This window comes from Rhizobium sp. NZLR10, assembly GCF_019685125.1.
In the GTDB taxonomy this organism is placed as follows: Bacteria; Pseudomonadota; Alphaproteobacteria; order Rhizobiales; family Rhizobiaceae; genus Rhizobium.
Genome location: NZ_JABDWE010000003.1, coordinates 97805 through 121769, shown reverse-complemented (window position 1 = coordinate 121769; position 23965 = coordinate 97805). Strand labels below are relative to the sequence as shown.

Sequence of the window (23965 nt, the reverse complement as noted above, 5' to 3'; positions counted from 1 at the left end):
GAAACGACGAAGGCCGCCTATGGCTGCGGCTGCGCTGGCCGTTGCGATCCCGCCTGCTGTTGTGGCTCTCCCGGTTGCGGCAAGGTCGCCAGGACCGCCTTGAGAAGCGTCTGCGGCTGATAACCGAGCCGGCTCGGCGTCAGCCCGAGCCGGATGACGACCAGATTGGCGGACGGCACGATCGCCATGCTCTGCCCGTCATGCCCCGTCAGCCAGAATGTATCCTCGGGCAGCCCGAACTTGGCACTCGGGCCGCCGGGCGCGAGCCAAGCCTGGCCCTGCGTATAGCGGCCGTTCGACGCTGCCGTCGGCGTGCGCATGGCGCCGACAAAACCTTCCGGCAATAGCCGTTGACCGTCCCAGACTCCATCCTGCAGCAGGAACTGGCCGAAGCGCGCCCAGTCACGCGCCGTCGCGTAGAGATAGGAGCTTCCGGCGAACGTGCCGCGCGCATCGAGTTCGAACACGGCGCTGGTCATGCCGAGCGGCGAAAACAACGCGTCATCAGGATAGGAAAAGGCCGCCTGTGCATGGCCGACCCTGTCCATCCAGATGCGCGACAAGAGCACCGCGGTGCCGCTCGAATAGCGGAAGCGCTTACCCGGCGCTGCCTCCAGCGGTGCGTTGGCCGGCAGCGACACCATGTCGGGGTCAAGATAAAGCATGCGCGTCACATCGGCGACATCACCATAATCCTCGTTGAAGGCAAGTCCGCTCTCCATGCCGAGCAGGTCGGAGACCTTGATCCTGGCGCGCGCATCGTTCTTCCACTGCGCCAGCAGATTGTCGTCGTCGAATGAGATCTTGCCGTCGAGCATCAGCCGGCCAAGGATCGCAGCATTCACCGTCTTCGTCATCGACCAGCCGATCAGCGGTGTCTTCGCCGAGAAGCCGGCGCCATAAGTTTCGGCGACGATGCGGCCGTTGCGCAACACCACGATCGCCCGCATGGCCGGGCCGGCTACTCTCTCATCGGCAAGCAGGGCGGCGATCTTCCCGTCCGGCCGATCGCCGGCGCCGTCACCCTCCGGCCACAAAGCCTCGTTCACCTCCGCTCTGGCCGACGCATTGAAAGGCACCGCATTCGCCGCCGCCTCGAAATTGCCGTCCGGCACGCTCGTGCAGCCGAAAGCGCCACGATAGAGCGCATAACTCGGCGCAAACAGTCCCATGAAGCGCGCCGTCACACGATCGCCGTCGCGGTCGACACTGACTCGCACCAGCCGCAGCAGCGGATTTCCGGGCGCCTGGACATCATCATGGAGCACTTCCTCGGCCTCCCGGCCGGCGATGAAGACGTTGGAGCAGATGATCTTGGCGGCATAGCCGTCGCCGACACGTAGCAATTCCGGCGGCTGGACGAAGAGCCAGCCGGCGACGCCGATGACGGCGAGAACGACAAGGAGAGCAAGCGCCTTCGGCATACGCAGGACAAATCGCATGGCATTCCTCCATGCCCGAGAGAAGCAGGAATCGCACGCGCCGGAAAGGGGCCGCGGCGGAGAAGAGCCGTCATTGCGATCACTTTACCAGGAGGGCGATCACTCCGGAGAACGGCGCCCACAGCCCACGTCATCAAACTGTAGCAGTGGCGCGCTACACGCCCTGAACGCTAAAAAGGTGACAGACTCATGTCAGAATTTGCACCGGATGCCGGCTTCCGCAAGAACCGGAAACTCAAGGACGCCCTTCTCCGCCACAAGGCTTTTTCGAAGGATGGTTTTTCCGAGCGTCTCTTCGGCCTTCTCTTCTCCGGCCTCGTCTATCCGCAGATCTGGGAGGATCCGGATCTCGACATGCAGGCGATGGAGCTGAAGCCCAACCACCGCATCGTCACCATCGGCTCCGGCGGCTGCAACATGCTCGCCTATCTCTCCAAGGCGCCGGCCTCGATCGACGTCGTCGATCTCAATCCGCACCACATCGCGCTGAACCGCCTGAAGCTTGCCGCCTTCAAGCACCTTCCCGGCCATTCCGACCTCGTCCGTTTCCTGGCGATGCCGAACGAGAAGTCGAACAGCCGCGCCTACGACCAGCATCTCGCCGCCAAGCTAGACGAGGCGACCCGCAGTTATTGGAACGGCCGCAAGTTCGGCCGCCGCCGCGTTACCGTCTTCGACCGCAACATCTACGAAACCGGCCTGCTCGGCCGCTTCATCGGCGCAGCCCACCTTCTTGCCCGCCTGCATGGCGTCAAGCTGCGCGAGATGACCAAGACCCGCTCGATCCGAGAGCAGCGCCAGTTCTTCGAAGAGCAGATCGCGCCGCTGTTCGAAAAGCCGGTCGTGCGCTGGATCACCGGCCGCAAGAGCTCGCTCTTCGGCCTCGGCATTCCACCGCAGCAATATGACGAGCTCGCCAGCCTCGCCGCTGACCATTCGATCGCAGCGGTGCTGAAGCACCGCCTGGAAAAACTCGCCTGTCATTTCCCGATGCGCGACAACTATTTCGCCTGGCAGGCCTTCGGCCGTCGCTACGGTACCGAAGAGGAAGGTCCGCTGCCGACCTATCTGAAATCGGAGCATTACGAGGTGATCCGCGCCAATATCGACCGCGTCAACGTCCATCATGCAAGCTTCACCGAGCTTCTGGCCCGCGAGCCGGCCGCCTCGCGCGACCGCTACATCCTGCTCGACGCGCAGGACTGGATGACGGACGAGCAGTTGAACGACGTCTGGCGGGAAATCACCCGCACGGCGCGTGATGGCGCCCGCGTAATCTTCCGCACCGCGGCCGAGAAGAGCATCATCGAAGGCCGCCTGTCTTCCTCGATCCGCGACCAGTGGGATTATTTCGAGGAGAAATCGCGTGAGCTGACGGCGCTCGATCGCTCGGCAATCTACGGCGGTTTCCACATCTACGGGAAGAAGGCGTGAGCAAGGTCGACACCGAGATGGCAGGAAAGAGCGGCGAACATGCCAGCCTGATGGATGGCATGTACCGCTATCAGCGCCATATCTACGACCTGACCCGCAAATATTACCTTCTCGGTCGTGACAGCACGATCCGCAATCTCGACGTGCCCGAGGGCGGCACCCTGCTTGAAGTGGGCTGCGGCACCGGGCGTAACATGGCCTTCGCCCATCGGCATTTCCCGGCCGCGAAGCTGTTCGGCCTCGACATTTCCCAGGAAATGCTGATTTCGGCGCGCAAGACCTTCGCCACCAAGGCGACCATCCCGGAATTCCGCGTCGCCGACGCCACGGCGTTCACGCCGCGCGAATTCGGCGTCAGCGGCTTCGACCGCATCCTGATCTCCTATACCCTATCGATGATCCCCGACTGGGAGCGCGCCGTCGATGCGTCGATCGCCGCACTCAACCCCGGCGGCCAGCTGCACATCGTCGATTTCGGCCAGCAGGAGGGCCTGCCCGGCTGGTTCCGCCACATGCTGCAGTCATGGCTTGCGAAATTCCACGTCACCCCGCGCCTCGATCTGCGCGACGTCCTGGAAGCGCAAGCCCATGAAAACAACGCGAGATTGTTGTTCGGTACCGTCGGCGGCGGTTATGCCTGGCGGGCGGCTATTATCAGCAAGCGCTCATAATTCACTTGAAACTAACCGAATTTTTACGTTGATATGGTGAAAAGAGGGTTATCCTCTGCCGACTCGTCTTTTTCGAAGGTCAGGCTGTGGGGCAAAGAGATCATTCGAGTTACGACGGGACGCCCATGCGCCGGCTTTTGTTTTGCGTTTTGCCCCTGGCCATCCTGTTGGCCGGCTGCTCCTCCTCCGGGTATGACTATCTCGAAACGGCATCGATCAAGCCGAAGATGCGTTTCAAGGATACTGATCCGCAGGATTTCGGCCCCAAGCATCCGCAACAGAACCAGGTCCATGGGATCGACATCTCCAAGTGGCAGGGCGATATCGACTGGGCGACGGTGAAGAATTCCGGCGTCGCCTTCGCCTTCATCAAGGCGACCGAAGGCAAGGACAGGATCGATCCGCGTTTCGACGAATACTGGCGCGAGGCCCGCGCCGCTGGCATCCCGCATGCGCCCTATCATTTCTATTATTTCTGCTCCTCGGCCGATCAGCAGGCCGACTGGTTCATCCGCAACGTGCCGAAAGAGGCCATGCGCCTGCCGCCGGTGCTCGATGTCGAATGGAACGCAGAATCGAAGACCTGCCGCTATCGTCCCGATCCGGAAACCGTGCGCGCCGAAATGCAGCGATTCATGGACCGGCTGGAGGCCTATTACGGCAAACGCCCGATCATCTACACCTCGGTCGATTTCCACCGGGATAATCTGGCCGGCTACTTCCAGGACTATCATTTCTGGGTCCGTTCGGTGGCAAAACACCCCGAGGTGACCTATTCCGACCGCCGCTGGGCCTTCTGGCAATATACCTCGACCGGCGTCATTCCCGGCATCAGCGGTCCCACCGATATCAATGTCTTTGCCGGCAGTGCAAAGAACTGGAACAATTGGGTTGCGGCCGTTTCCAAGGATAGAAATTCTTAGTAACGTCTTCCGATGTTTCTTGCTTCCGTCACATTCCTCTGTGAAAGCGACGGCAATCTTTTTGATATAAGGACCGCATCCATGCACCGCTCGCTCACAAGCCGCTCTGCACTCGCTCTTCTGTTTGCCCTCGCCCTCGCCGGCGGAGCAGCCGCCCAGCAGGCGCCGGACGCAGCCGCGGCAGCGCCCTGCGGCGGCGATCTCTCCGCCTTCCTTGAAGGCGTCAAGAAGGATGCGGTTGCCGCTGGCGCAAGTGCGGCAGCCGCCGACGCCGCCTTCGCCGGCGCCGAGATCGATCCCAAAGTTCTGAGCCGGGATCGGGCCCAGGGCGTCTTCAAGCAGACCTTCCTCGAATTCTCCCAGCGCACCGTCAGCCAGGCCCGCCTCGACATCGGCCGCCAGAAGATGAAGCAATATGCCGAGGTCTTTGCCCGCGCCGAACAGGAATTCGGCGTTCCCTCCGGCGTCATCACTGCCTTCTGGGCGATGGAAACCGATTTCGGCGCCGTCCAGGGCGATTTCAATACCCGCAATGCTCTGGTGACGCTGTCGCATGATTGCCGCCGCCCCGAACTCTTCCGCCCGCAGCTGATCGCCCTCGTCGAGATGGTTCAGCACGGCGACCTCGACCCCGCTACCAATACCGGCGCCTGGGCCGGCGAAATCGGCCAGGTGCAGATGCTGCCACGCGACATCATCGCCTATGGCATGGACGGCGACGGCGACGGCCATATCCGCCTGAAGCAGAGCGGCCCGGATGCCATCCTGACGGCAGCGAAATTCATCCAACATCTCGGCTTCGAACGCGGCCAGCCCTGGCTGCAGGAAGTGACCGTGCCGGATAACCTGCCCTGGGAAAAATCGGGCCTCGGCGGCACGATGAAGGCCGGCGAGTGGTTCGCGCTCGGCGTCAAGCCGCGCGACGGAAATACCGCCTTTGGCAATCTCGAAGGCGATCTGGTGCTGCCGCAGGGCCGCATGGGACCGGCCTTCATCGCCTACCCGAATTTCAAGATCTATCTCGAATGGAACAAGTCGTTCATCTACACGACATCGGCCGCCTATTTCGGGACGCGTCTTTCGGGCGCCGAGCCCTATCTCAAGGGCGTGCCGGAACAGGGACTCGCCAGCGACCAGATGAAAGCGCTGCAGACCAAATTGCAGTCCCTTGGCCACGATGTCGGCGAGATCGACGGCATCCTCGGCTCTGGCACGCGTGTCGCTATCCAGAAGGAGCAGCAGCGCCTCGGCATGCCGGCCGACGGCTGGGCCACACCTGCCCTTCTCAACGCTCTCTGATCACCGCTGACACCTAACGCCGCCCACTTCGCAAGAAACGGGTGGCGCGGTCCGCCGTCTGCGCTAAGCATCAGATCTGAAGCGGGTGCCGGTCTTCGTAAACGACCGGCTTACGGTGGAGGAAGCGGCGTGGACAGCAGAATGAATGCCTGGATCTGGGGCCTGCTGGTCCTGCTCGGTCTGATCTGGGGCGGCTCCTTCTTCTTTGCCCGTATTGCCGTCCATCACGTGCCGCCGCTGACCCTCGTCTTTCTCAGGCTGCTGCTCGCAGCACTGGCGCTGCATATCTATATCGCCGGCCGTTTCGACGTCTATTCGACCCTCAAAGCCCGCTGGCGCGAATTCCTGATCCTTGGGCTCATCAACAATGCCCTGCCGCATGCGCTGATCTTCTTCGGCCAGACCCGCATCGGCGCCGGCCTTGCGGCGATCCTGAATGCGACGACGCCGATCTGGACGGTGCTCATCGCCAACTCCTTCACATCGGATGAGAAGCTATCACCGGCAAAGATCACCGGCTGCCTCGTCGGCCTCACCGGAACGATCGTTCTGATCGGCCCCGGCATGTCGGCTGGCGGCGAGGCGCCGCTCTGGGCACTGCTTCTCCCCGTGCTTGCCGCGATCTCCTACGGCTTTGCCGCCACGTACGGCAAACGTTTCAAGAATGTTCCAGCCCCGGTCACTGCTGCCGGCCAGTTGACCGCCTCCTCGCTGATCGCGCTGCCGCTGTCGCTGCTCTCAGATCGCCCCTGGGCGCTGGCCGCCCCGCCGCTCGAAGCGCTGCTTGCCATCCTGGCACTGGCGCTGCTGTCGACCGCTTTTGGCTATATCCTCTATTTCCGGATTATGGCGGCGGCCGGAGCCACCAACGCCTCGCTCGTCACCCTGCTGGTGCCGCCGAGCGCCATCCTCCTCGGCGTTCTTTTCCTTGATGAAAGCCTGGCACTCGGCGAATTCGCCGGCATGGCGCTGATCGGTTTCGGCCTCGTCATTCTCGACGGCCGGGTCTATCGCCTGCTGGCGAAGACCACCTGATACCGGTTGCGAATTCCGCATGTTTTCAACCGGTTGCCCGGTTGCCATGTTTTGGGCGCATAGGTAAATCCGCACTCGCCGGATTTAACGGCATGTTAAAATCTGTGACAAAATTTCATCGAAAATAATATAATACTTTCAATCGCTTGATTAAATTCTGCTCAGCTTATCCACCGCATCGTTCTGCAGCGCAGCATAGAATCTGCTTCCCAACCGACATATTTCAGACATATTATTGGCCGGTTAACGCGAGGAGACAGACATGGGACTCACGCAATCCTTGAATGTTCTGTTGGTCAGTGCAGCGTTTGCTTTCGTCTTGTCCATGCTCTTCATCTGAGCCGGCCGAGGAAAGCGGAATGACTGGTAGCACCTGAACTCCCCTGATCAATCCGCCAATAAAAAAGCGCATGTCCCGCCCGACATGCGCTTTTTCATCTTTTTGAACTAAGCATGTCGCGCAAAAGCGTGCAGCGGTTTTGCGGCTACGACATGCGTAAAAACAAAGCGCAAGGAGCGAATCTGAAAGATCGCGACGCGCTTTAGAAAGATCAGGCGGCCGCGCCCGCACTTTTTGCCGCCCGGCGTGAAAAGCCGAGATTATCGAGCACGGCGGAAACCAGCGGCGCGCGGTTCATCGTGTAGAGATGGAAGTCATAGATGCCACGCCGGACAAGATCCTCGATCTGTTCGGCGGCGACATCGGCTGCGACCTTGGCGCGCTCATCGGGCTTGTCGTCGAAGCCGTCGAAGCGCTCATCGAGGAAGGCCGGGATCACAGTGCCGCAGGCCCCGGCAAAACGCTTCAGCTGCGTCAGGTTCTGGATCGGCATGATGCCGGGCACGATAGGGATCGAGATGCCGACAGCGCGCACCCGCTCCAGGTAGCGTTCGAAATTGTCGTTGTCGAAGAAGAACTGCGTCAGCGCCCGGTCGGCGCCATTGTCTGCCTTGCGCTTCAGCATCTCGATATCGGCAGTCGTATCGCGGCTTTCCGGGTGTTTTTCCGGATAGGCGGAAACCGAAATCTCGAAATCGCCGATCTCCTTGAGGCCGGCCACCAGCTCCGCTGCGTTGGCGTAACCGCCGGGATGCGGCTGATAGGGCGCGCCGGCGCCGCCGGGCGCATCGCCGCGCAACGCAACGAAATGCGTCACGCCAGCCTTGCGGAATGTATCGATCACCTGATGCGTCTCTTCCTTCGTCGCGCCGACGCAGGTGAGATGCGAAGCGGTGGCGAGCGGCGTCTGCGACAGAAACCGCGAGACGGCGGTCAGTGTCGGCGCCTTGGTGGTGCCGCCGGCGCCATAGGTCACCGAGACGAAATCCGGGTCCCAGTCCTGCAACTCGCCAACCGTCTGCCAGAGCTGACCTTCCATCTCTTCCGATTTCGGCGGGAAGAATTCGAAAGAGATCCCGATGTTGCGGCCGCGTACCTCGTTATTCAAAGCCATGTCATACTCTCCCGGCAAAGGTAGGTTCGGCGCCTTCGCTTGTCTGCGAAGCCATGAGGCGCCTCGGGTCGCGCGCGAGCCAGACGGTGACCGTCAACCCCTGCCCGTTTGGCTGACCCGGATGAAGATCGACGACCTGCTCGACGTCGAGCCCGGTCCTGTGCAACCAGTCGGATATCGCCTGGTGCGAAAAACCGAGACGGACATGCGCATGCTCGTCGCGGAGATATTCGAGCGTGTGCGGCGCAAGGTCGATGACCACGAGCCGGCCGCCCGGCCGGAGCATGCGCGCCGCTTCCGCGATCGCAATCTCCGGCTGATCGAAGAAATGCAGCACCTGATGGATCGTCACCACATCGAAATCCTGGCCCTCGAACGGCAGGTTCAGGATATCGGCGTGGCGCACGGTGGCCTTGGTGATGCGAGACTTGTCCAGATTGGCGCGGGCTACGCTCAGCATGTCGCGGCTGGCATCGACGCCGATCGCCCGGCGATAGAGCCCGGAGAGAAGCTCGAGGATGCGGCCGGTGCCGGTGCCGAGATCAAGCAGCGAGTCGATCGGCTGGCCGCCGAGCAACCGGATGACGGCGGCATCGACCTCTTCATCGGCGGCATGCAGGCGGCGAAGCTCGTCCCATTCCGCCGCGTTGCGGCTGAAATAGGCCTGTGCCCGCTCGGCGCGCTGGCGCTTGACCTGCGACAGCCGTTCGCCGTCGCGAAGAACGGTCGGATCGTTTTCGGAGACATGCTTCAGCAATGCCCGAACGAGCATTGCCGCCTTGCCGTCCTGCTTGAGGCGGAAATAGGCCCAGGCGCCTTCCTGGTAGCGTTCGATCAGTTCGGCCTCGCCGAGCAGCTTCAGATGGCGGGAGATGCGGGGCTGGGATTGGCCGAGAATTTCGGTAAGATCGGTCACCGTCAAGTCGCCGCCGTCGAGAAGCGCCAGAAGCCGCAGACGCGTCGGCTCGCCGGCCGCCTTCAAGACGTCCACCAGCGCATCCAGTCCAAGCTTCAAGGGTTCACTCATCTTCGGTCCAATCAAGATATAAAGATATCTTTATGTGATTTGAAAGACGGTGACAAGCGTCAATTCGCGCTCCCGCGAAATTGCCTGCTCAAATTGCGACAGGCCAGACGTGAAAAAGCCCCGGCCGAACCGGGGCTTTTTGACTGGAAAAACGGCTGCGATCAGCGCGTCAGGCGCTTATGGGCCTGGCTGCCCGGGTTGAGCGCGTCGGGGCCAAGGCGACGAACCTTGTCCTGTTCATAATCTTCGAAGTTGCCTTCGAACCATTCGACATGGCCCTCGCCTTCGAAAGCCAGAATGTGGGTCGCCAGACGGTCGAGGAACATGCGATCGTGGCTGATGATGATGGCGCAGCCGGCAAACGCCTCCAGCGCGCTTTCCAGTGCACCGAGGGTTTCCGTATCGAGGTCGTTGGTCGGTTCGTCGAGCAGCAGAACGTTGCCGCCGGCCTTCAGCATCTTGGCAAGGTGAACGCGGTTGCGCTGGCCACCCGAGAGATTGCCGACCTTCTGCTGCTGATCGCCGCCCTTGAAGTTGAAGGCGCCGCAATAGGCTCTGGAGTTCATATCGAACTTGCCGAGCTTGATGATTTCCGCGCCGCCTGAAATTTCCTCCCAGACGGTCTTGCTGCCGTCAAGCGCATCGCGGCTCTGATCGACATAACCGAGGTGGACCGTCTCACCGATGCGGACCGATCCCGCATCCGGTGTCTCCTGGCCGGTGATCATGCGGAACAGCGTCGTCTTGCCGGCGCCGTTCGGGCCGATGATGCCGACGATGCCGCCGGGCGGCAGCTTGATCGACAGGTCGTTGATCAGCGTGCGGCCCTCGAAACCCTTGGTGATGCCTTCCATCTCGATGACCACCTGGCCGAGGCGCTCGCTGACCGGGATAATGATCTGCGCGTCGCCGGGACGCTGCTTTTCGGCCGCCTCCACCAGTTGTTCGTAGGACTTGATACGCGCCTTGGATTTTGCCTGACGCGCCTTCGGGCTGGAGGCGATCCATTCCTGTTCGCGGCTGATCGCCTTCTGGCGGCCGGCCTCTTCCCGGTTTTCCTGCTGCATGCGCTTGGCCTTGGCGAGCAGGTAGGCCGAATAGTTACCTTCGTAGGGAATGCCACGGCCGCGGTCGAGTTCGAGGATCCATCCGGTGACGTTGTCGAGGAAGTAGCGATCATGGGTGATCATCATAACGGCGCCCGGATAGTCGCGCAGATGTTTTTCGAGCCAGGCAATCGTCTCGGCGTCGAGGTGGTTGGTCGGTTCGTCGAGCAGCAGCAGATCCGGCTGCGAAAGCAGCAGCCGGCAGAGAGCGATACGGCGGCGCTCACCACCGGAAAGGCTGGTGACATCGGCGTCGCGCGGCGGGCAGCGCAGGGCTTCCATGGCCATCTCGACCTGACTTTCCAGATCCCAAAGGTTCTGGCTGTCGATAATGTCCTGAAGCTTCGATCCCTCTTCCGCCGTCTCGTCGGAATAGTTCATCATCAGTTCATTGTAGCGCTCGAGCACCGCCGTCTTCGAAGCAACGCCTTCCATGACGTTCTCGAACACCGTCTTGTTGGCATCGAGGTGCGGCTCCTGCTCGAGGTAGCCGACTGTCGCTCCTTCGGCGAGCCAGGCTTCGCCGGTAAATTCCGTGTCTTGACCGGCGATGATGCGCAGCACCGTGGATTTGCCGGCGCCGTTCGGTCCGAGGATACCGATCTTGGCATCGGGGTAGAAGGAGAGGTGGATATTCTCCAGGATCTTCTTGTTGCCATAGGCCTTGTTGAGGCCGGACATATGATAGATGAACTGACGTGCCATGCTGCGCTGCTCCGGGCGGAAAACTTCGATCGTGCCGCTATGTAGGCGAAACAGCGCCTGCGGGCAACGCCGAAACCCGGTTACTCAGGATTTCCGGTCAAAAGCCCGCAGCATCGACGACGCCCTCGTCGCAGCCGAAGGAGGTTTTCCCCGCCCCCTGGATCAGATCGGCAAGCCCGGCGCTTTTCGCCGACGCCGCCCCGGCGGCCTCCGAAAGCCCGATGGTCAACCCGCTGATCATCTTGACATTGCCGGCCCGCCGGCAGCTCATCTTGACGCGCTCGCCGGCGCCCGGCCCGAAGCTCTTGTCGAAAGCTGCCTTGATCGCCTCGGCCTTAACCTGCTTGCCGATATTGGCGGCGAAGAGATCGCGCACGGCCGAGGTATTGAGCGCGCCGAGGAGATGCACGCCGACGCCGAAATAATCTTCGGCGCTCATTTTCGTGCAGGTGCCGTGTTTTGTCCACTCATGCCGTTCCAGACCGGATTGCGTCCCGGGCATGGCCTTTGCGAGCGCCGCCTGCGTCTCCGCCGAAAGCGTGACCGCCGGCAACGTGTTCCAGCTGCCGTCCTTATCGGCGGCCTTCTGCTCGGCGTTGACGTCGCAATAATTCTGTCGCATCGGCCAGAGCCCGTGCAAGGAAAAATTCGTCGCATCGGGGCGCTCGCCGGTCTGGCTCGCACATTCGGCCTTCTTCTGGTTCGTTTGGCAGAAAGCCGGCTGCCAGCTTGCTGAAAGAATAAAACGGGTGCGCCCGCCGGCCTCCTGCGCCACGGCGGCGCCGGCAACAACCATCGAAACGGCGAACGTCAAGGTACGCAACTGCATGCTGCTCATTTCAACCCCCAAAAAAGAACAATACAGGAACAAATAAGCACGAAGATCGAAAGCCCGCAACCCTGAATCGTAGCGTTCCCGCATTTTGTTATCGGATAACTCAAGGCTCGGTGTTGCATTTGCCTTCAGCGCCGCGCGTCTTTTCAGACGCGCAAAGGACGCTGCAGCACATTGCTGCTGCATAATTCCTTAAATCGATTCCGATTTAAGGAATTATGCAGTGCGATCTGGTCTGTTCCTGCAAGGAGGATCCAGATGTTTTCTGAAACGCAAAAGCTCACCGTGCCGGGGGCGTCGCTTGCCTATCACCATGTCGAGGCCGCCGGCCCGGCGCGCGGCATCCTGTTGATATCGCACGGCCTCGCCGAACATTCGAAACGCTATCGCGCTTTCGCAGAGGCTATGGCGGCGCGCGGCTATCACGTCTATGCCCATGACCACCGCGGCCACGGCGAGACGACGGCCCCCGACGCGCCGATCGGCCGCTTCGCCCGGCGGGACGGCGTCGACAGAGTGATCGGCGACGTCATCGCCATGCGCGCTCACGCGGCCTTGCGCCATCCCGGCCTGCCGGTGATCCTCTTCGGCCATTCGATGGGCGGCCTGATCGCCCTCAATGCCGCCGTCACGGCGCCTGTCGATTTCGACGCCGTCGCCGTCTGGAATTCGAATTTCGCAGTCGGTCTCGCCGGCCGCGCCGCCCAGGCGATCCTGCTTGCCGAGCGCATGCTGAAGGGCTCCGACGTGCCGAGCGGCCTCCTGCCGAAACTCACCTTCGGCGCCTGGGGAAAGTCGATTCCGGGATGCCGCACCGAGTTCGACTGGCTCTCGCGCCTTCCCGACGAAGTCGACAAATATATCACCGATCCGCTCTGCGGCTTCGACGCCTCGGTCTCTCTCTGGCTCGATCTTTTCGACCTGACTTTTCGCGCCCCGCAGAAGCGCCATCTGGATCGGCTGCCGCGCCACATGCCAATCCATCTGGTCGGCGGCGGTGAAGACCCGGCGACGGCGCGTGGAAAAGCCATCGTCTGGCTGTCAAACCATTTGAAAGCCCGGGGCTTCTCTCGTATCAGCACTGAGATATATCAGGGCATGCGGCATGAGACGCTGAACGAGATCGGCGCAGAAGCGGCAACCGCAGCCTTCGCGGACTGGTGCGACGAGGCCGTCGCCAGACCCCGAGCGGCCAGATCCTGAGCAACAAGGATTTCATCATGAGCAACACCACTGCCCGCCCCATATCGTCCAACCCCGACGTGACCACAGGGCTTGCGCTGATGTTTCTTTCGGTAATGGTCTCGCCGCTCATCGACATCTTCGCCAAGCTTGCCGTCGTCACGATCCCGTCCGCCGAGATCACCGCCGCCCGCTTTGCCCTACAGGCGCTCTGCATGCTACCGATCGTCATATGGCGGCGCAGCTTCACCGACTTCTCCTGGCGCCAGAGCCTTTTCCATGCCATCCGCGGCGCGATCATAACGGTCTCGATGATCTCCTTCGTCACCACGCTGAAATATATGGCCGTCGCCGACGCGATTGCGATCTTCTTCGTCGAGCCGATCGTGCTGACCATTCTCGGCGGCATTTTCCTGAAGGAAACGATCGGCTGGCGGCGCTATACCGCCTGCGGCGTCGGCTTCTTCGGGGCAATGCTGATCATCCAGCCGAGTTTCAGCGAAGTCGGCTACGTCGCGCTCCTGCCCGTCCTCAGCGCGCTCTGCATCGCGATCTTCGTACTGATGACCCGCGTCCTCTCGCACCGGGAAGATCCCTGGGCGATGCAGTTCCAGATGGGCATCTGGGGCCTCATCTTCTGCGCCATCCTGCTTTTTGCGGGCGAAGGAAGCGGTTCCGATCTCTTCGATCCCGTCATGCCTGAAGGCAGCGCCTGGTTCTACCTCGCCGGGGTCGGCGCCATGGCCGCGATAGCGGGCATCTTCGGCGTCTATGCCTATCGTGCAGCACCGGCCTCGACGCTGGCGCCGCTGCAATATTTCGAGATCGTCTCGGCGACGATCTTCGCCTGGCTTGTTTTCGGCGACTTTCCGGATGCGGTCAAATGGCTCGGCATTATGATCATCATGGCGTCGGGCTTCTACATCCTCTGGCGCGAGCGCCGCTTTGCTTCAAAGCCTGTATCCGATACATCTGAGGCGACACTGGCGCCGTAGAAACGGACGAGGAAATATGACGACGAAAAAGCCGCCGCTTGCCGGCATCCGGGTGATCGAGCTTGCCCGCGTGCTCGCCGGTCCCTGGGCGGGACAGATGCTCGCCGATCTCGGCGCCGATGTCATCAAGGTCGAAAATCCCGACGGCGGCGACGACACCCGCCAATGGGGGCCGCCCTTCGTCGAAGGCGCCGATGGCGAAAATCTCTCGGCCGCCTATTACCACGCCGCCAATCGCGGCAAGCGCTCCATTACTGCTGATCTGAAGAGCCCCGAAGGTCAGGATCTCGTCCGCCGCCTTGTCGCCACCGCCGATGTAGTGATCGAGAATTTCAAGCTCGGCGGCCTCGTCAAATACGGGCTCGATTACGATAGCTTGCGCCAGGTGAACCCGAAACTCGTCTACTGCTCGATCACCGGCTTCGGCCAGACCGGCCCCTATGCCAGCCTCGCGGGCTATGATTACATCGTCCAGGGCATGTCAGGTTTCATGTCGATCACTGGCGAGCCGGACGGCCAGCCGATGAAGGCAGGCGTTGCCATCGCCGATATTTTCACCGGCATCTATGCCGTCTCGGCAATCGAGGCTGCCCTGATCCACGCGCTCAAGTCAGGCGAAGGCCAGCTCGTCGACATGGCCCTGCTCGACGTGCAATCGGCCGTGCTCGCCAATCAGAACATGAATTACCTCGTCTCCGACAAGGCACCCACCCGCCTCGGCAATGCCCATCCGAATATCTCACCCTATGAGGTCGTGCCGGCGGCAGACAGCTATCTCATTCTGGCGGTCGGAAACGACGGCCAGTTCCGTCGCCTCTGCACCATCCTCGGCCTTGACGCCATCGCCGGCGACGAGCGTTTCGCCACCAACAGGGCCCGCGTCGCCAATCGCGGCGAGGTGCGCAGCCTCATCTCGACCGAGACCCTGAAATGGCGGAAGGCGGATCTGCTGAAGGCCTGCGAGGAGAATGCGGTTCCCGCCGGCCCGATCAACACGATCGAAGAGATGTTCGCCGACCCGCAGGTACAGGCCCGCGGCCTGCGCATTGACCTTGCGGATGCGGCCGGAACCGTGATCCCCGGGGTCAGGACGCCGGTGGTGCTGTCGGAAACGCCGTTGTCTTACATCAGGCCGAGCCCACGTCTCGGCGAACACAGCGAAGAAATTCTGGCGGAACTCGCCGAGCGCGAGAGGAAGGTATAGGCATGAAGAGGACCGGCGGGCAACTGATCGTCGAGGCGCTGAAGGCGAACGGCGTCAAGCGTCTCTCCTGCGTGCCCGGTGAGAGTTTTCTCGCCGTTCTCGACGCCCTGCGCGACAGCGAGATCGACGTCGTCGTCTGTCGCCAGGAGGGCGGAGCGGCGATGATGGCGGATTGCTGGGGCAGGCTGACCGGCGAACCCGGCATCTGCATGGTGACCCGCGGCCCCGGCGCTACCAACGCCTCTGCCGGCCTGCATATCGCCAAACAGGATTCGATCCCGATGATCCTCTTCATCGGCCAGGTGCAGCGAGAAGCCCGCGAGCGCGAGGCCTTCCAGGAGGTCGAATTCCGCCGCGCCTTCACCGAATTCGCCAAATGGGTGGGCGAGATCGACGATGCCGCCCGCATTCCCGAGTTCGTCACCCGCGCCTTTGCGGTCGCAACCTCGGGCCGGCCCGGCCCAGTCGTGCTGACGCTGCCGGAGGACATGCTGCGCGATGAGGTCGAGGCTCCCCGCGCTAAGCATTATGTCAGCGTCGAGGCGCATCCCGGCCGCCGCCAGATCGACGATCTCCATGTGAGACTGCTAAAGGCCGAACGGCCTATGGTGATCCTTGGCGGCACGCGCTGGGATGCCGACGCCGTCGCCGACTTTGCAGGCTTCGCCGAGCGTTTCCGACTGCCGGTCGGCTGCTCCTTCCGCCGGCAGATGCTGTTTGATCATCTCCATCCCTGCTATGCCGGCGATGTCGGCATCGGCATCAACCCGGCGCTGGCGAAGGAGATCAAGGAGAGCGACCTGCTGATCCTGCTCGGCGCCCGCATGTCGGAAATGCCGTCTTCGTCTTATACGCTGATCGACATACCCTACCCTCAGCAATCGCTGATGCACATCCATCCCGACGCATCCGAACTTGGCCGTATCTATCGTCCCGATCTTGCCATCTGCGCCGCACCTGCCGATTTCGTCGCAACGCTCGCCGATCTGGAAGCGCCGGCCGAGCCGCGCTGGGCCGAGCGCACGAAGCATATGCATCAGGCCTATCTTTCCTGGTCGAAGCCGCCAGCGACAGGTCCTGGCCCGGTTCATATGGGGCCGATCATGGAGTGGCTGGAGGCCAATACCCGGCCGGAAACGATCTTCACCAACGGCGCTGGCAACTATGCCACCTGGGTGCATCGTTTCCATCGTTTTCGCCGCTTCAACACTCAAGCCGCCCCCACCTCCGGCTCGATGGGTTACGGCCTGCCGGCCGCCGTCGCTGCCAAGCGGCTCTTTCCCGAGCGAGAGGTCATCTGCTTTGCCGGCGACGGCTGTTTCCTAATGCACGGCCAGGAATTCGCCACCGCCATCCGCTTCGGCCTGGCGATCATCGCGGTCGTCGTCAATAACGGTATCTACGGCACGATCCGCATGCATCAGGAGCGCGAATATCCCGGCCGCGTCAGCAGCACCGACCTGACCAATCCCGACTTCGCAGCCCTTGCCCGCGCCTATGGCGGGCACGGCGAGACGGTGGAGCAAACGGCGGAATTCGGCCCGGCCTTCGAGCGGGCGCGTGCCAGCGGTAAGCCGGCGATCATCGAGATCAAACTCGATCCCGAGGCGATCACGCCGACGCGCACACTCTCGGAAATCGCGCAAGCAAAAAGCCGGTAGGTCTCCCCACCGGCTTCGACACGCAATCCCGCAGTGACCTCAGTCGATCGCGGCCGTAACGATGAACTCGACCTTGTATTTTGGCGCAGCGAGCTTGGCTTCGCTGGTGGCGCGGGCCGGCGGATTGGCCGGATCGATCCAGCCTTGCCAGACAGCGTTCATCTCGGCAAAATCGGCGATGTCGGAGAGATAGATGATCGTCTGCAGGATCTTCGACTTGTTGCTGCCGGCTTCAGCCAGCAGGCGGTCGACTTCGGCAAGCGAAGAGTTGCACTGATCGGTAACGCTGTCGCCCTCACCGACCTGGCCTGCGAGATAGACAGTGTTGCCGTGAATGACAGCGCCGCTCATGCGCGCGCCGACGTCGATACGCTTAATGCTCATCATAGTCTCCTGAGTGAATGGAAGGTGGCGGCGCTGCGGCACAGCGCCGGAAAATCGGGCGCCGGGACGGGCGCGGTTAACGGGGCTCAGCCGCGGATATGGTGGGTCTTCTGGTAGATCGCTGTCGAGCGGGCGCCGGAGCGGCAGTAACCGAGCATCGGCCGCGGGAATTCGTCGAGCGCGTCGACCATGCCCTGCACGGCTTCCTCGGTCACGCCCATCGGTCCAACCGGCACATGGGCGATATCGAGACCAAGCTCTTTGGCGCGCGCCTCGATGACCGAGAACGACGTCTGGTCGGGGCTCTCATGGTCGGGACGGTGGCAGACGATCGATTTGAACCCCATCGCCTTGATCTCGTCGAGTTCTTCAAGCGTGATCTGGCCCGAAACCGAATATTCATCGTCAATCTGGCGAATATCCATCGTCTTGTCTCCTCAAAATCGTGGGCTGAAGGTCTACGACGGGAGGCCCGCGAGCGTCAACAACACTTCGCTCAGAGGAAGGCGAAGGTCAGCGCATAGCTGCGGCTCTCGCCGGGTGCCAGCATGTTGAACTCACCGGCCACCTCGAGCTCGTCGCGGGAGACCCAGCGATGCGAGACCGGTTCGATGCCAATGATATGGGCCGGCGCTTTCTGGTTCCGCCACACCTGCAGATGGGGCAGCGTATTGGCGCGGAAGCGCACGCGGAGCGTCCTGCCGCCGATCGCGGCAATCGGTCCAAGCCGGATCTCCGCGAAGCCTTCCTCCGTCGCTGGCGCCGGAACGCAGAAGATGCCCCCCGGCTCCTCACCGAATGTCCATGGGAAACCGCCATTCTCAAGCATCCGGCCTTCAAGCAGCGTGCCCTCGTCCAGCCATTTGCCCCCGGTATTCATGTGATACATCAGGAAGGTCGGCACCGTGTGATCACTCGTATTGACGACCCGGTCCTCGAGCTGCACCTCGCCAGTCGCCCCGTCGATCCGCCACAGCCGCTCGATGCGCTGCGGCAGTCCCTCGACAGTGGCGATGTCGATATCGGCGCGGCATTCGGCATTGCCGTTCTCGTACTTCGTCCACAGCACCTTGGCCGCATGGCCGGAGGCCGATCCGTGCAGCGGATAGACCTTGCCGTCGGCCCGGCCGGCAATCGGCTGCCGGTGGCGGATATGGTCCGGGCCGCAAGTGAACAGGAAGCCTTCGAGCGAGTGATCGATTCGCGGATCGCCGTCGTCGGGAATGGCGCGCTTCGGCGCAATGTCGACGCCTTCGACGATGCATCCGCCGATATCCAGCACCGACGTTTCATCCAGCATCAGGCGCGGCCCGCTTGCGGCAGCAAATTCGATCATCGCAGTCTCCTCAGGAGGTTGTCGGCGGCCGTAGCGTTAGGTTTCGCGCCGTCATTCGTCAATCGGCGCAGTCCCCATCCTGTGTTTTTGCCGCAACCATGGATTTTGCGGAACTGACACAGAGACGCAAACGTTTATGAGTAAAAGGAAATCTTAGTGATTTTCATATTTTGTTCAGCACGGTTTCATAAATTCCACACTAGCGTCAAAATTCGCAGGTGTGTGTCTGCCAGTCACAGTTCCGAGGTATGAGACGTGAATCGCTTTTTGAAGTCGGCATTTTCGCTTGCGGCCGTGCTGGCGGCCATCGCGGCTGCAGCACCGGGGGCAGGCGCGCAGCAGTTCCGTGACCGCCGGCAGAGCGATGTCGTGCTGGTTACGCCGAACGGCGAAATTCTCGACTATGTCCCCCGCGGCTATATCTATGCCCGCGACCGCAGCGGCAATCGCGTGATGATCGATGCCTATGGCAATGTCGTCGCCACCGAGATGCGCGCCCGCGGCTACTATCCGCCACGGCCCGGTCCGCGCGAGGTCTATGCCGACCAGAACGGCAACGATCCCTATTACGCCGACGACAACGCCTCTGGCGATACGCGTTATTCTGAGCGCGGTGCGGTCACCGGCGGTATTCCGCGCGATGCGGCGATCGAACGCCAACCGCTCGACGGTCAACCCTATCCCAATGACAACAGCATCGGCAATCCGCAGCCCGGCGACGATTATGCCTCGATCGATCCCGACCAGCAGCTCCCGCCCGCTGACGCGCCGAGCGCCGCACCGGATGAGCCCGTCATCACGCTGAAGAACAAGTCGAAGCCCGAGATCGTCGCGCTGCAGGTCTTCCTCGATCGCGCCGGCATCTCCCCCGGCGTCATTGACGGCCATATGGGCTCGAACGTCACCAAGTCGGTCTATGCCTATGACCAGATGACCGGCTCCAGACTCGACCCGAACGACACCGACGCCATTCTCGAAGAGCTGCGCATGAACGGCGGCCTGCCGGTCGTCAGTTACACGATTACGCCGGCCGATGCCGCCGGCCCCTTCGTCGCCCAGATCCCGGAAGACTATTCGCAGAAGGCGCTGCTGCCGTCGCTCGCCTTTTCCTCGACCACCGAAATGCTGGCCGAGCGATTCCACATGGATGAAGCCTTCCTCAAGGAAATGAACCCCGGCGCCGATTTCACCGTTGCCGGCACGATCATCAAGGTCGTCAATCCGGGCGAGCCGAAGAGCGGCGAGGTCGCCCGCATCATCGCCGACAAGGGCCGCAAGCAGGTCTTTGCCTATGACGGCGCCGGCAATCTCATTGCCGCCTACCCGGCATCGATCGGCTCGACCGACACACCCTCCCCGTCGGGCACCGTCACGGTCGAGCGCGTCGCGTTCAATCCCGGCTATACTTATAATCCGAAGATCAATTTCCAGCAGGCCGGCAACGACAAGATCCTCAACATTCCGCCCGGCCCGAACGGCCCCGTCGGCACCGTCTGGATGGCGCTGTCGAAGCCGACCTACGGCATTCACGGCACACCCGAGCCTTCCAAGATCGGCCGCACCCAGAGCCATGGCTGTATCCGCCTGACCAATTGGGATGCGACCGAACTTGCCAAGATGGTCAAGCCGGGCGTGACGGTCGAATTCGTCGACTGAGGATATCTGGTGCACACGGAAAGGCCGCCGGATCACTCCGACGGCCTTTTCCGTTTCATAAGGAGGATGCTCAGGCCGCCGTCGCCATACGGGCAGACTCCGTCAGCCTGACCGGCAGCTTGCTCATCATTTCCTCGGCGAAACAGGTGGCGTTTTCACGCGCCTTGTCGAGATTGCTGACGCGTGTGGGCTCGATCGTGTGCAGTGTGCCGCCACAGTCGAAGATGTCGCGGAAGGCCGAGCGTTCGATGATGGCGGTATCCAGCACCGGAACATGCCGCTCGCTGAGCAGCGACTTGACGACCTGTAGCGCCCTTGTCGTCACCATCGAGTTGACGCGGGTCAGCACCACCGAATGGCCGATCTTGATGCCCGCCTTCTCGTCCAGATACTGGAGCAGTTCAAGCACCTGTGCGCCACCGCGCGCATCCATCGCACAGCCCTGGATCGGGATCAGCACGTGATCCGAAAGGCCGACGGCGGTGGCAAGCAGCGGATTGCGCGCACCCGGCAGATCGACGATGAAATAGTCGGTATTGTGCTTGTTCTCGCTGATATGCAGCGGCAGCGAAGCGGTTGTCACGAAGTCAATCACCGAAATATTGGGCACATGACCCGATATTTCGTGCCAACGCGAAATCCAATGCTGCGGGTCGGCATCGAGAATGGTGATGCGGTAACCCTTGCGGGCTAACTCGGTGGCGAGCAGCAGAACAGCGGTCGTCTTGCCGGCCCCGCCCTTGGTATTTGCGAATGTAATGACAGGCATGTTCGGTCCTCGGAAGGAAATGGCGCGAGCCGGAATCGCTCTTTTACGCACCGTCGGAGCATCGTGCGGTTAATCCATTCTTTACAATCATGGTTAACAAATCCCGAACACGCCCGCCGAAATTGCAGTTGGTATTTTTCACATCCCTAAAATTCATGCATGTCGCCCAAAAGTGTTCAGCGGTGTTGGGACAACAATATGCATCGGGCCAAGACTTGAAGCACGGATGCCGCCAGTACAAAAAAGACAAAAAAGCCCGGAAGCCAATAGCTTCCGGGCCAGTCTGAAGGTCCGCTGTTATGGTCAGAAGCAATCCCTGAAAAGGGCCTTGGTATTTTCGAGCGTCAGTGCAACCGGGTTGCCGCCGGCACTTGGATCTTCGATCGCCATCGCCGACAATTCGTCGATCCGGTCAGCCGCGATTCCCATCGCCGACAACGTCTCGGGCACGCCGAGCTCGGAGCGGAGTTTCAGCACATAATCGTAGAAGCCGTCGAAACCGCCCGAGATCCCGAGATAGGCAGCGGCGCGCCCGATCTTCTCCTCGATCGCCTTGCGATTGAAGCGCAGCACCGCCGGCATGACGACGGCATTGGTCATGCCGTGATGGGTGTTGTAGACGGCGCCAATCGGGTGCGACAGCGCATGAATGGCGCCGAGCCCCTTCTGGAAGGCGACCGCGCCCATAGCGGCAGCGGACATCATGTTGGCGCGGGCTTCGAGATCGGTGCCCTCTCTATAGGCGCGCGGAAGGAATTCCTTGACAAGCCGCATGCCTTCAAGCGCGATACCGGCTGACATCGGGTGATAGAAGGGCGAGGAATAGGCCTCCAGGCAATGAGCGAAGGCATCCATGCCGGTGCCGGCGGTGATGATCTTCGGCATGCCGACCGTCAGTTCCGGATCGGAGATGACGACGCCAGGCAGGAACTTCGGATGGAAGATGATCTTCTTCACATGCGTTTGCGAATTGGTGATGACGCTGGCGCGCCCCACCTCCGAACCGGTACCGGCCGTTGTCGGCACGGCGACGATCGGGGCGATGCCCTCGAGGCTCGCGCGCGTCCACCAGTCGCCGATATCTTCGAAGTCCCAGACTGGCCGCGTCTGGCCGGCCATGAAGGCGACGCACTTGCCAAGGTCGAGGCCGGAGCCGCCGCCGAAGGCGACGACGCCGTCATGGCCGCCATCCTTGAAAGCCCTGACGCCGGCATCGAGGTTCTTCTCGTTCGGGTTCGGGTCGACATCGGCAAAGATCGCCCGGCCGAGGCCGGCATCCTCGAGAATATCGAGCGCGTTCTTGGTGATCGCCATCGAGGCGAGGCCGCGGTCGGTGACGAGCAGCGGCTTTTTGATGCCGAGGCTCTTGCAGGCGTCGGCCAGTTCCTTGATGCGGCCCCGGCCGAGCTTGACCGATGTCGGGTAGCTCCAGTTTGCGGTGATGTTGCTGCTCATGCTGTGACTTTCTTCAGATGGAAGGATTTCGGACGCGTGAGATTTTGGAAGCCGATGATCGACAGCGAGCCGCCGCGGCCGGTCTCCTTGACGCCGGTCCAGCAGAGCGCCGGATCGAGATAGTCCGCACGGTTCATGAAAACGGTGCCGGTTTCGATCTCGCGGCCGAGCCGCGCTGCCCGCTCGACATCGCCGGTCCAGAGCGAGGCCGTCAGTCCGTACTGGCTGTCGTTCATCAAAGCGAGTGCCTCCTCGTCGCTCTTCACCTTCATGATGCCGACCGCCGGACCGAAGGTCTCCTCGCGCATGAAGGCCATGGAATGGTCGACATCGACGAGAACCTGCGGTGCCAGATAAGCGCCACCGTCATCCTGCGGAAAAAGCTTAGGGTCGACAAGCGCCTTGGCACCCTTGGAAACCGCTTCGGCGATCTGTTCGCGCACCACTTTGGCGAAGCGCTTATGCGCCATCGGCCCGAGCGAGGTATCGGGATCGAGCGGATTGCCGAGCTTGTAATTCGACACCCAGGCGACCGACTTCTCGACGAAGGCGTCATAGAGCGATTCATGCACATAGATGCGCTCGATGCCGCAACAGCATTGGCCGGAATTATAGGTCGCGCCGTCCATTAGCGTATCGACGGCAGCCTCAAGATCGGCGTCATCCATGACGTAACCCGGATCCTTGCCGCCGAGTTCGAGGCCGAGGCCGGTGAAGGTGCCGGCGGCTGCCCGCTCCATCGAGCGTCCGCCTTCGACCGATCCGGTGAAATTGACAAAATTGAAGCTGCCGGCGGCAATCAGCGCCGACGTCGTCTGATGGTCGAGGAAGACGTTCTGGAACACGTCATCGGGAACGCCGGCCTCGACGAAGGCCTGAACCAGCCGCTCGCCGACCAGCAGCGTCTGCGAGGCATGTTTCAGCACCACCGTATTGCCGGCCATCAGCGCCGGTGCGATCGTGTTGATCGCCGTCATATAGGGATAGTTCCACGGCGCGACGACGAAGACGACACCATGCGCTTCGCGTTCGATGCGGCGCTCGAAACGCTCGCTCTCCTCGACGACAACAGGCGCCAATGCATCCGCCGCAATCGAAGCGACATAATTCGAGCGCTCGTTGAAGCCCTTATATTCGCCGCCATACTTGACCGGCCGGCCCATCTGCCAGGCAAGCTCCGGCACGACGACATCTGACATCTCGTTCAGCCGCGCCGCACCCTTCAGCACCAGCTGCACGCGCTCTTCGAGCGGCCGTTTCGCCCAAGCCTTCTGCGCCTTGCGGCCCCGCGCCACCACGTCCTTGGCGGCATCGAGAGAAAGTGCGGCGCGCTCGGCGTAGACCGACCCGTCAACCGGTGAAATACATTGGATCATTGCCATGATCGATTTC

General features: G+C 61.8%; 21 protein-coding genes. 10 read left to right on the top strand and 11 right to left on the bottom strand.

The features are described from left to right. Positions 1-17: 17 nt before the first annotated feature. Positions 18-1442, bottom strand: coding sequence for a serine hydrolase (locus tag HJB82_RS06240; protein WP_221115806.1), 1425 nt, complete (start codon positions 1440-1442; stop codon positions 18-20). Positions 1443-1631: 189 nt separating this feature from the next. Here HJB82_RS06240 and HJB82_RS06235 point away from each other — a divergent pair, with 189 nt between their 5' ends. The 5 genes from HJB82_RS06235 (at position 1632) to HJB82_RS06215 (ending at position 6804) form a co-directional block, all read left to right on the top strand. Further along, complete coding sequence (locus HJB82_RS06235) at positions 1632-2876, top strand: DUF3419 family protein (protein ID WP_221132099.1); 1245 nt, start codon at positions 1632-1634, stop codon at positions 2874-2876. Next, on the top strand, positions 2873-3547 hold the full coding sequence (locus HJB82_RS06230) for a class I SAM-dependent methyltransferase (protein ID WP_221139721.1): 675 nt from the start codon (positions 2873-2875) through the stop codon (positions 3545-3547). Before HJB82_RS06235 ends, HJB82_RS06230 begins: the two co-directional genes overlap by 4 nt. Positions 3548-3672: 125 nt before the next feature. After that, on the top strand, positions 3673-4470 hold the full coding sequence (locus HJB82_RS06225) for a GH25 family lysozyme (protein ID WP_221115808.1): 798 nt from the start codon (positions 3673-3675) through the stop codon (positions 4468-4470). Positions 4471-4551: 81 nt separating this feature from the next. Beyond that, entirely contained in the window at positions 4552-5769 is a 1218-nt protein-coding gene (locus HJB82_RS06220; protein ID WP_221139720.1) for a lytic murein transglycosylase, read from the top strand. 129 nt (positions 5770-5898) lie between these two features. Continuing rightward, complete coding sequence (locus tag HJB82_RS06215) at positions 5899-6804, top strand: DMT family transporter (RefSeq protein WP_221115810.1); 906 nt, start codon at positions 5899-5901, stop codon at positions 6802-6804. Positions 6805-7355: 551 nt separating this feature from the next. Here the strand turns inward: HJB82_RS06215 and metF are convergent. The 4 genes from metF to HJB82_RS06195 all read right to left on the bottom strand — a co-directional run bounded on the left by metF (position 7356) and on the right by HJB82_RS06195 (position 11934). Continuing rightward, positions 7356-8258 (bottom strand): methylenetetrahydrofolate reductase [NAD(P)H], encoded by a 903-nt coding sequence (gene metF / locus HJB82_RS06210; protein ID WP_221139719.1) that lies wholly within the window; start codon positions 8256-8258, stop codon positions 7356-7358. A gap of 1 nt (position 8259) precedes the next feature. Continuing rightward, complete coding sequence (locus HJB82_RS06205) at positions 8260-9285, bottom strand: metalloregulator ArsR/SmtB family transcription factor (RefSeq protein ID WP_221139718.1); 1026 nt, start codon at positions 9283-9285, stop codon at positions 8260-8262. A 161-nt stretch (positions 9286-9446) separates the two neighbouring features. Beyond that, complete coding sequence (gene ettA / locus HJB82_RS06200) at positions 9447-11096, bottom strand: energy-dependent translational throttle protein EttA (RefSeq protein ID WP_207581151.1); 1650 nt, start codon at positions 11094-11096, stop codon at positions 9447-9449. A 97-nt stretch (positions 11097-11193) separates the two neighbouring features. Continuing rightward, a complete protein-coding gene (locus tag HJB82_RS06195; protein WP_207581152.1) occupies positions 11194-11934 on the bottom strand; it encodes a ribonuclease T2 family protein in 741 nt (246 codons plus the stop codon). A 255-nt stretch (positions 11935-12189) separates the two neighbouring features. On the opposite strand from HJB82_RS06195, the gene HJB82_RS06190 reads away from it, so the two are divergent. From HJB82_RS06190 to HJB82_RS06175, 4 genes are read left to right on the top strand one after another with little or no spacing between them, the layout of a single operon-like run. Then, positions 12190-13134, top strand: a complete 945-nt coding sequence (locus HJB82_RS06190; protein ID WP_221115812.1) for an alpha/beta fold hydrolase — start codon at positions 12190-12192, stop codon at positions 13132-13134. Between the two features lie 17 nt (positions 13135-13151). Then, positions 13152-14108 carry a DMT family transporter gene (locus HJB82_RS06185; RefSeq protein WP_207581154.1) on the top strand — a complete coding sequence of 319 codons (957 nt, stop codon included), beginning with the start codon at positions 13152-13154 and terminating at the stop codon, positions 14106-14108. Positions 14109-14124: 16 nt separating this feature from the next. Beyond that, entirely contained in the window at positions 14125-15312 is a 1188-nt protein-coding gene (locus tag HJB82_RS06180) for a CaiB/BaiF CoA-transferase family protein (protein WP_207581155.1), read from the top strand. A gap of 2 nt (positions 15313-15314) precedes the next feature. Then, positions 15315-16973: a thiamine pyrophosphate-binding protein gene (locus HJB82_RS06175; protein ID WP_207581156.1), complete on the top strand. Its 1659-nt coding sequence runs from the start codon at positions 15315-15317 to the stop codon at positions 16971-16973. Between the two features lie 39 nt (positions 16974-17012). On the opposite strand, the gene HJB82_RS06170 is transcribed toward HJB82_RS06175, so the two are convergent. The 3 genes from HJB82_RS06170 to HJB82_RS06160 form a co-directional block, all read right to left on the bottom strand. Next, positions 17013-17357 carry a RidA family protein gene (locus HJB82_RS06170; protein ID WP_207581157.1) on the bottom strand — a complete coding sequence of 115 codons (345 nt, stop codon included), beginning with the start codon at positions 17355-17357 and terminating at the stop codon, positions 17013-17015. A gap of 86 nt (positions 17358-17443) precedes the next feature. Next, a complete protein-coding gene (locus tag HJB82_RS06165) occupies positions 17444-17782 on the bottom strand; it encodes a TIGR01244 family sulfur transferase (protein ID WP_207581158.1) in 339 nt (112 codons plus the stop codon). Positions 17783-17853: 71 nt separating this feature from the next. Beyond that, positions 17854-18693: a DUF4432 family protein gene (locus tag HJB82_RS06160; RefSeq protein ID WP_221115813.1), complete on the bottom strand. Its 840-nt coding sequence runs from the start codon at positions 18691-18693 to the stop codon at positions 17854-17856. Positions 18694-18948: 255 nt separating this feature from the next. On the opposite strand from HJB82_RS06160, the gene HJB82_RS06155 reads away from it, so the two are divergent. Then, positions 18949-20349 carry a L,D-transpeptidase gene (locus HJB82_RS06155; RefSeq protein ID WP_207581160.1) on the top strand — a complete coding sequence of 467 codons (1401 nt, stop codon included), beginning with the start codon at positions 18949-18951 and terminating at the stop codon, positions 20347-20349. A gap of 70 nt (positions 20350-20419) precedes the next feature. Here the strand turns inward: HJB82_RS06155 and HJB82_RS06150 are convergent, their stop codons facing one another. The 3 genes from HJB82_RS06150 to HJB82_RS06140 form a co-directional block, all read right to left on the bottom strand. Beyond that, positions 20420-21118 carry a ParA family protein gene (locus HJB82_RS06150; RefSeq protein ID WP_207581161.1) on the bottom strand — a complete coding sequence of 233 codons (699 nt, stop codon included), beginning with the start codon at positions 21116-21118 and terminating at the stop codon, positions 20420-20422. A gap of 303 nt (positions 21119-21421) precedes the next feature. Then, positions 21422-22573, bottom strand: coding sequence for an iron-containing alcohol dehydrogenase (locus HJB82_RS06145; protein ID WP_207581162.1), 1152 nt, complete (start codon positions 22571-22573; stop codon positions 21422-21424). Further along, positions 22570-23955: an aldehyde dehydrogenase family protein gene (locus tag HJB82_RS06140; protein ID WP_221115815.1), complete on the bottom strand. Its 1386-nt coding sequence runs from the start codon at positions 23953-23955 to the stop codon at positions 22570-22572. The genes HJB82_RS06145 and HJB82_RS06140 overlap by 4 nt, the downstream gene beginning before the upstream one ends. Positions 23956-23965 lie beyond the last annotated feature (10 nt).

Excerpts from the sequence above, each read along its gene's own strand:
- HJB82_RS06240 (WP_221115806.1), bottom strand. The coding sequence starts at position 1,442 with ATGCGATTTGTCCTGCGTATGCCGAAGGCGCTTGCTCTCCTTGTCGTT.
- HJB82_RS06235 (WP_221132099.1), top strand. The coding sequence starts at position 1,632 with ATGTCAGAATTTGCACCGGATGCCGGCTTCCGCAAGAACCGGAAACTC.
- HJB82_RS06225 (WP_221115808.1), top strand. The coding sequence starts at position 3,673 with ATGCGCCGGCTTTTGTTTTGCGTTTTGCCCCTGGCCATCCTGTTGGCC.
- HJB82_RS06220 (WP_221139720.1), top strand. The coding sequence starts at position 4,552 with ATGCACCGCTCGCTCACAAGCCGCTCTGCACTCGCTCTTCTGTTTGCC.
- metF (WP_221139719.1), bottom strand. The coding sequence starts at position 8,258 with ATGGCTTTGAATAACGAGGTACGCGGCCGCAACATCGGGATCTCTTTC.
- HJB82_RS06205 (WP_221139718.1), bottom strand. The coding sequence starts at position 9,285 with ATGAGTGAACCCTTGAAGCTTGGACTGGATGCGCTGGTGGACGTCTTG.
- ettA (WP_207581151.1), bottom strand. The coding sequence starts at position 11,096 with ATGGCACGTCAGTTCATCTATCATATGTCCGGCCTCAACAAGGCCTAT.
- HJB82_RS06195 (WP_207581152.1), bottom strand. The coding sequence starts at position 11,934 with ATGAGCAGCATGCAGTTGCGTACCTTGACGTTCGCCGTTTCGATGGTT.
- HJB82_RS06190 (WP_221115812.1), top strand. The coding sequence starts at position 12,190 with ATGTTTTCTGAAACGCAAAAGCTCACCGTGCCGGGGGCGTCGCTTGCC.
- HJB82_RS06185 (WP_207581154.1), top strand. The coding sequence starts at position 13,152 with ATGAGCAACACCACTGCCCGCCCCATATCGTCCAACCCCGACGTGACC.
- HJB82_RS06180 (WP_207581155.1), top strand. The coding sequence starts at position 14,125 with ATGACGACGAAAAAGCCGCCGCTTGCCGGCATCCGGGTGATCGAGCTT.
- HJB82_RS06175 (WP_207581156.1), top strand. The coding sequence starts at position 15,315 with ATGAAGAGGACCGGCGGGCAACTGATCGTCGAGGCGCTGAAGGCGAAC.
- HJB82_RS06170 (WP_207581157.1), bottom strand. The coding sequence starts at position 17,357 with ATGAGCATTAAGCGTATCGACGTCGGCGCGCGCATGAGCGGCGCTGTC.
- HJB82_RS06165 (WP_207581158.1), bottom strand. The coding sequence starts at position 17,782 with ATGGATATTCGCCAGATTGACGATGAATATTCGGTTTCGGGCCAGATC.
- HJB82_RS06160 (WP_221115813.1), bottom strand. The coding sequence starts at position 18,693 with ATGATCGAATTTGCTGCCGCAAGCGGGCCGCGCCTGATGCTGGATGAA.
- HJB82_RS06150 (WP_207581161.1), bottom strand. The coding sequence starts at position 21,118 with ATGCCTGTCATTACATTCGCAAATACCAAGGGCGGGGCCGGCAAGACG.
- HJB82_RS06145 (WP_207581162.1), bottom strand. The coding sequence starts at position 22,573 with ATGAGCAGCAACATCACCGCAAACTGGAGCTACCCGACATCGGTCAAG.
- HJB82_RS06140 (WP_221115815.1), bottom strand. The coding sequence starts at position 23,955 with ATGGCAATGATCCAATGTATTTCACCGGTTGACGGGTCGGTCTACGCC.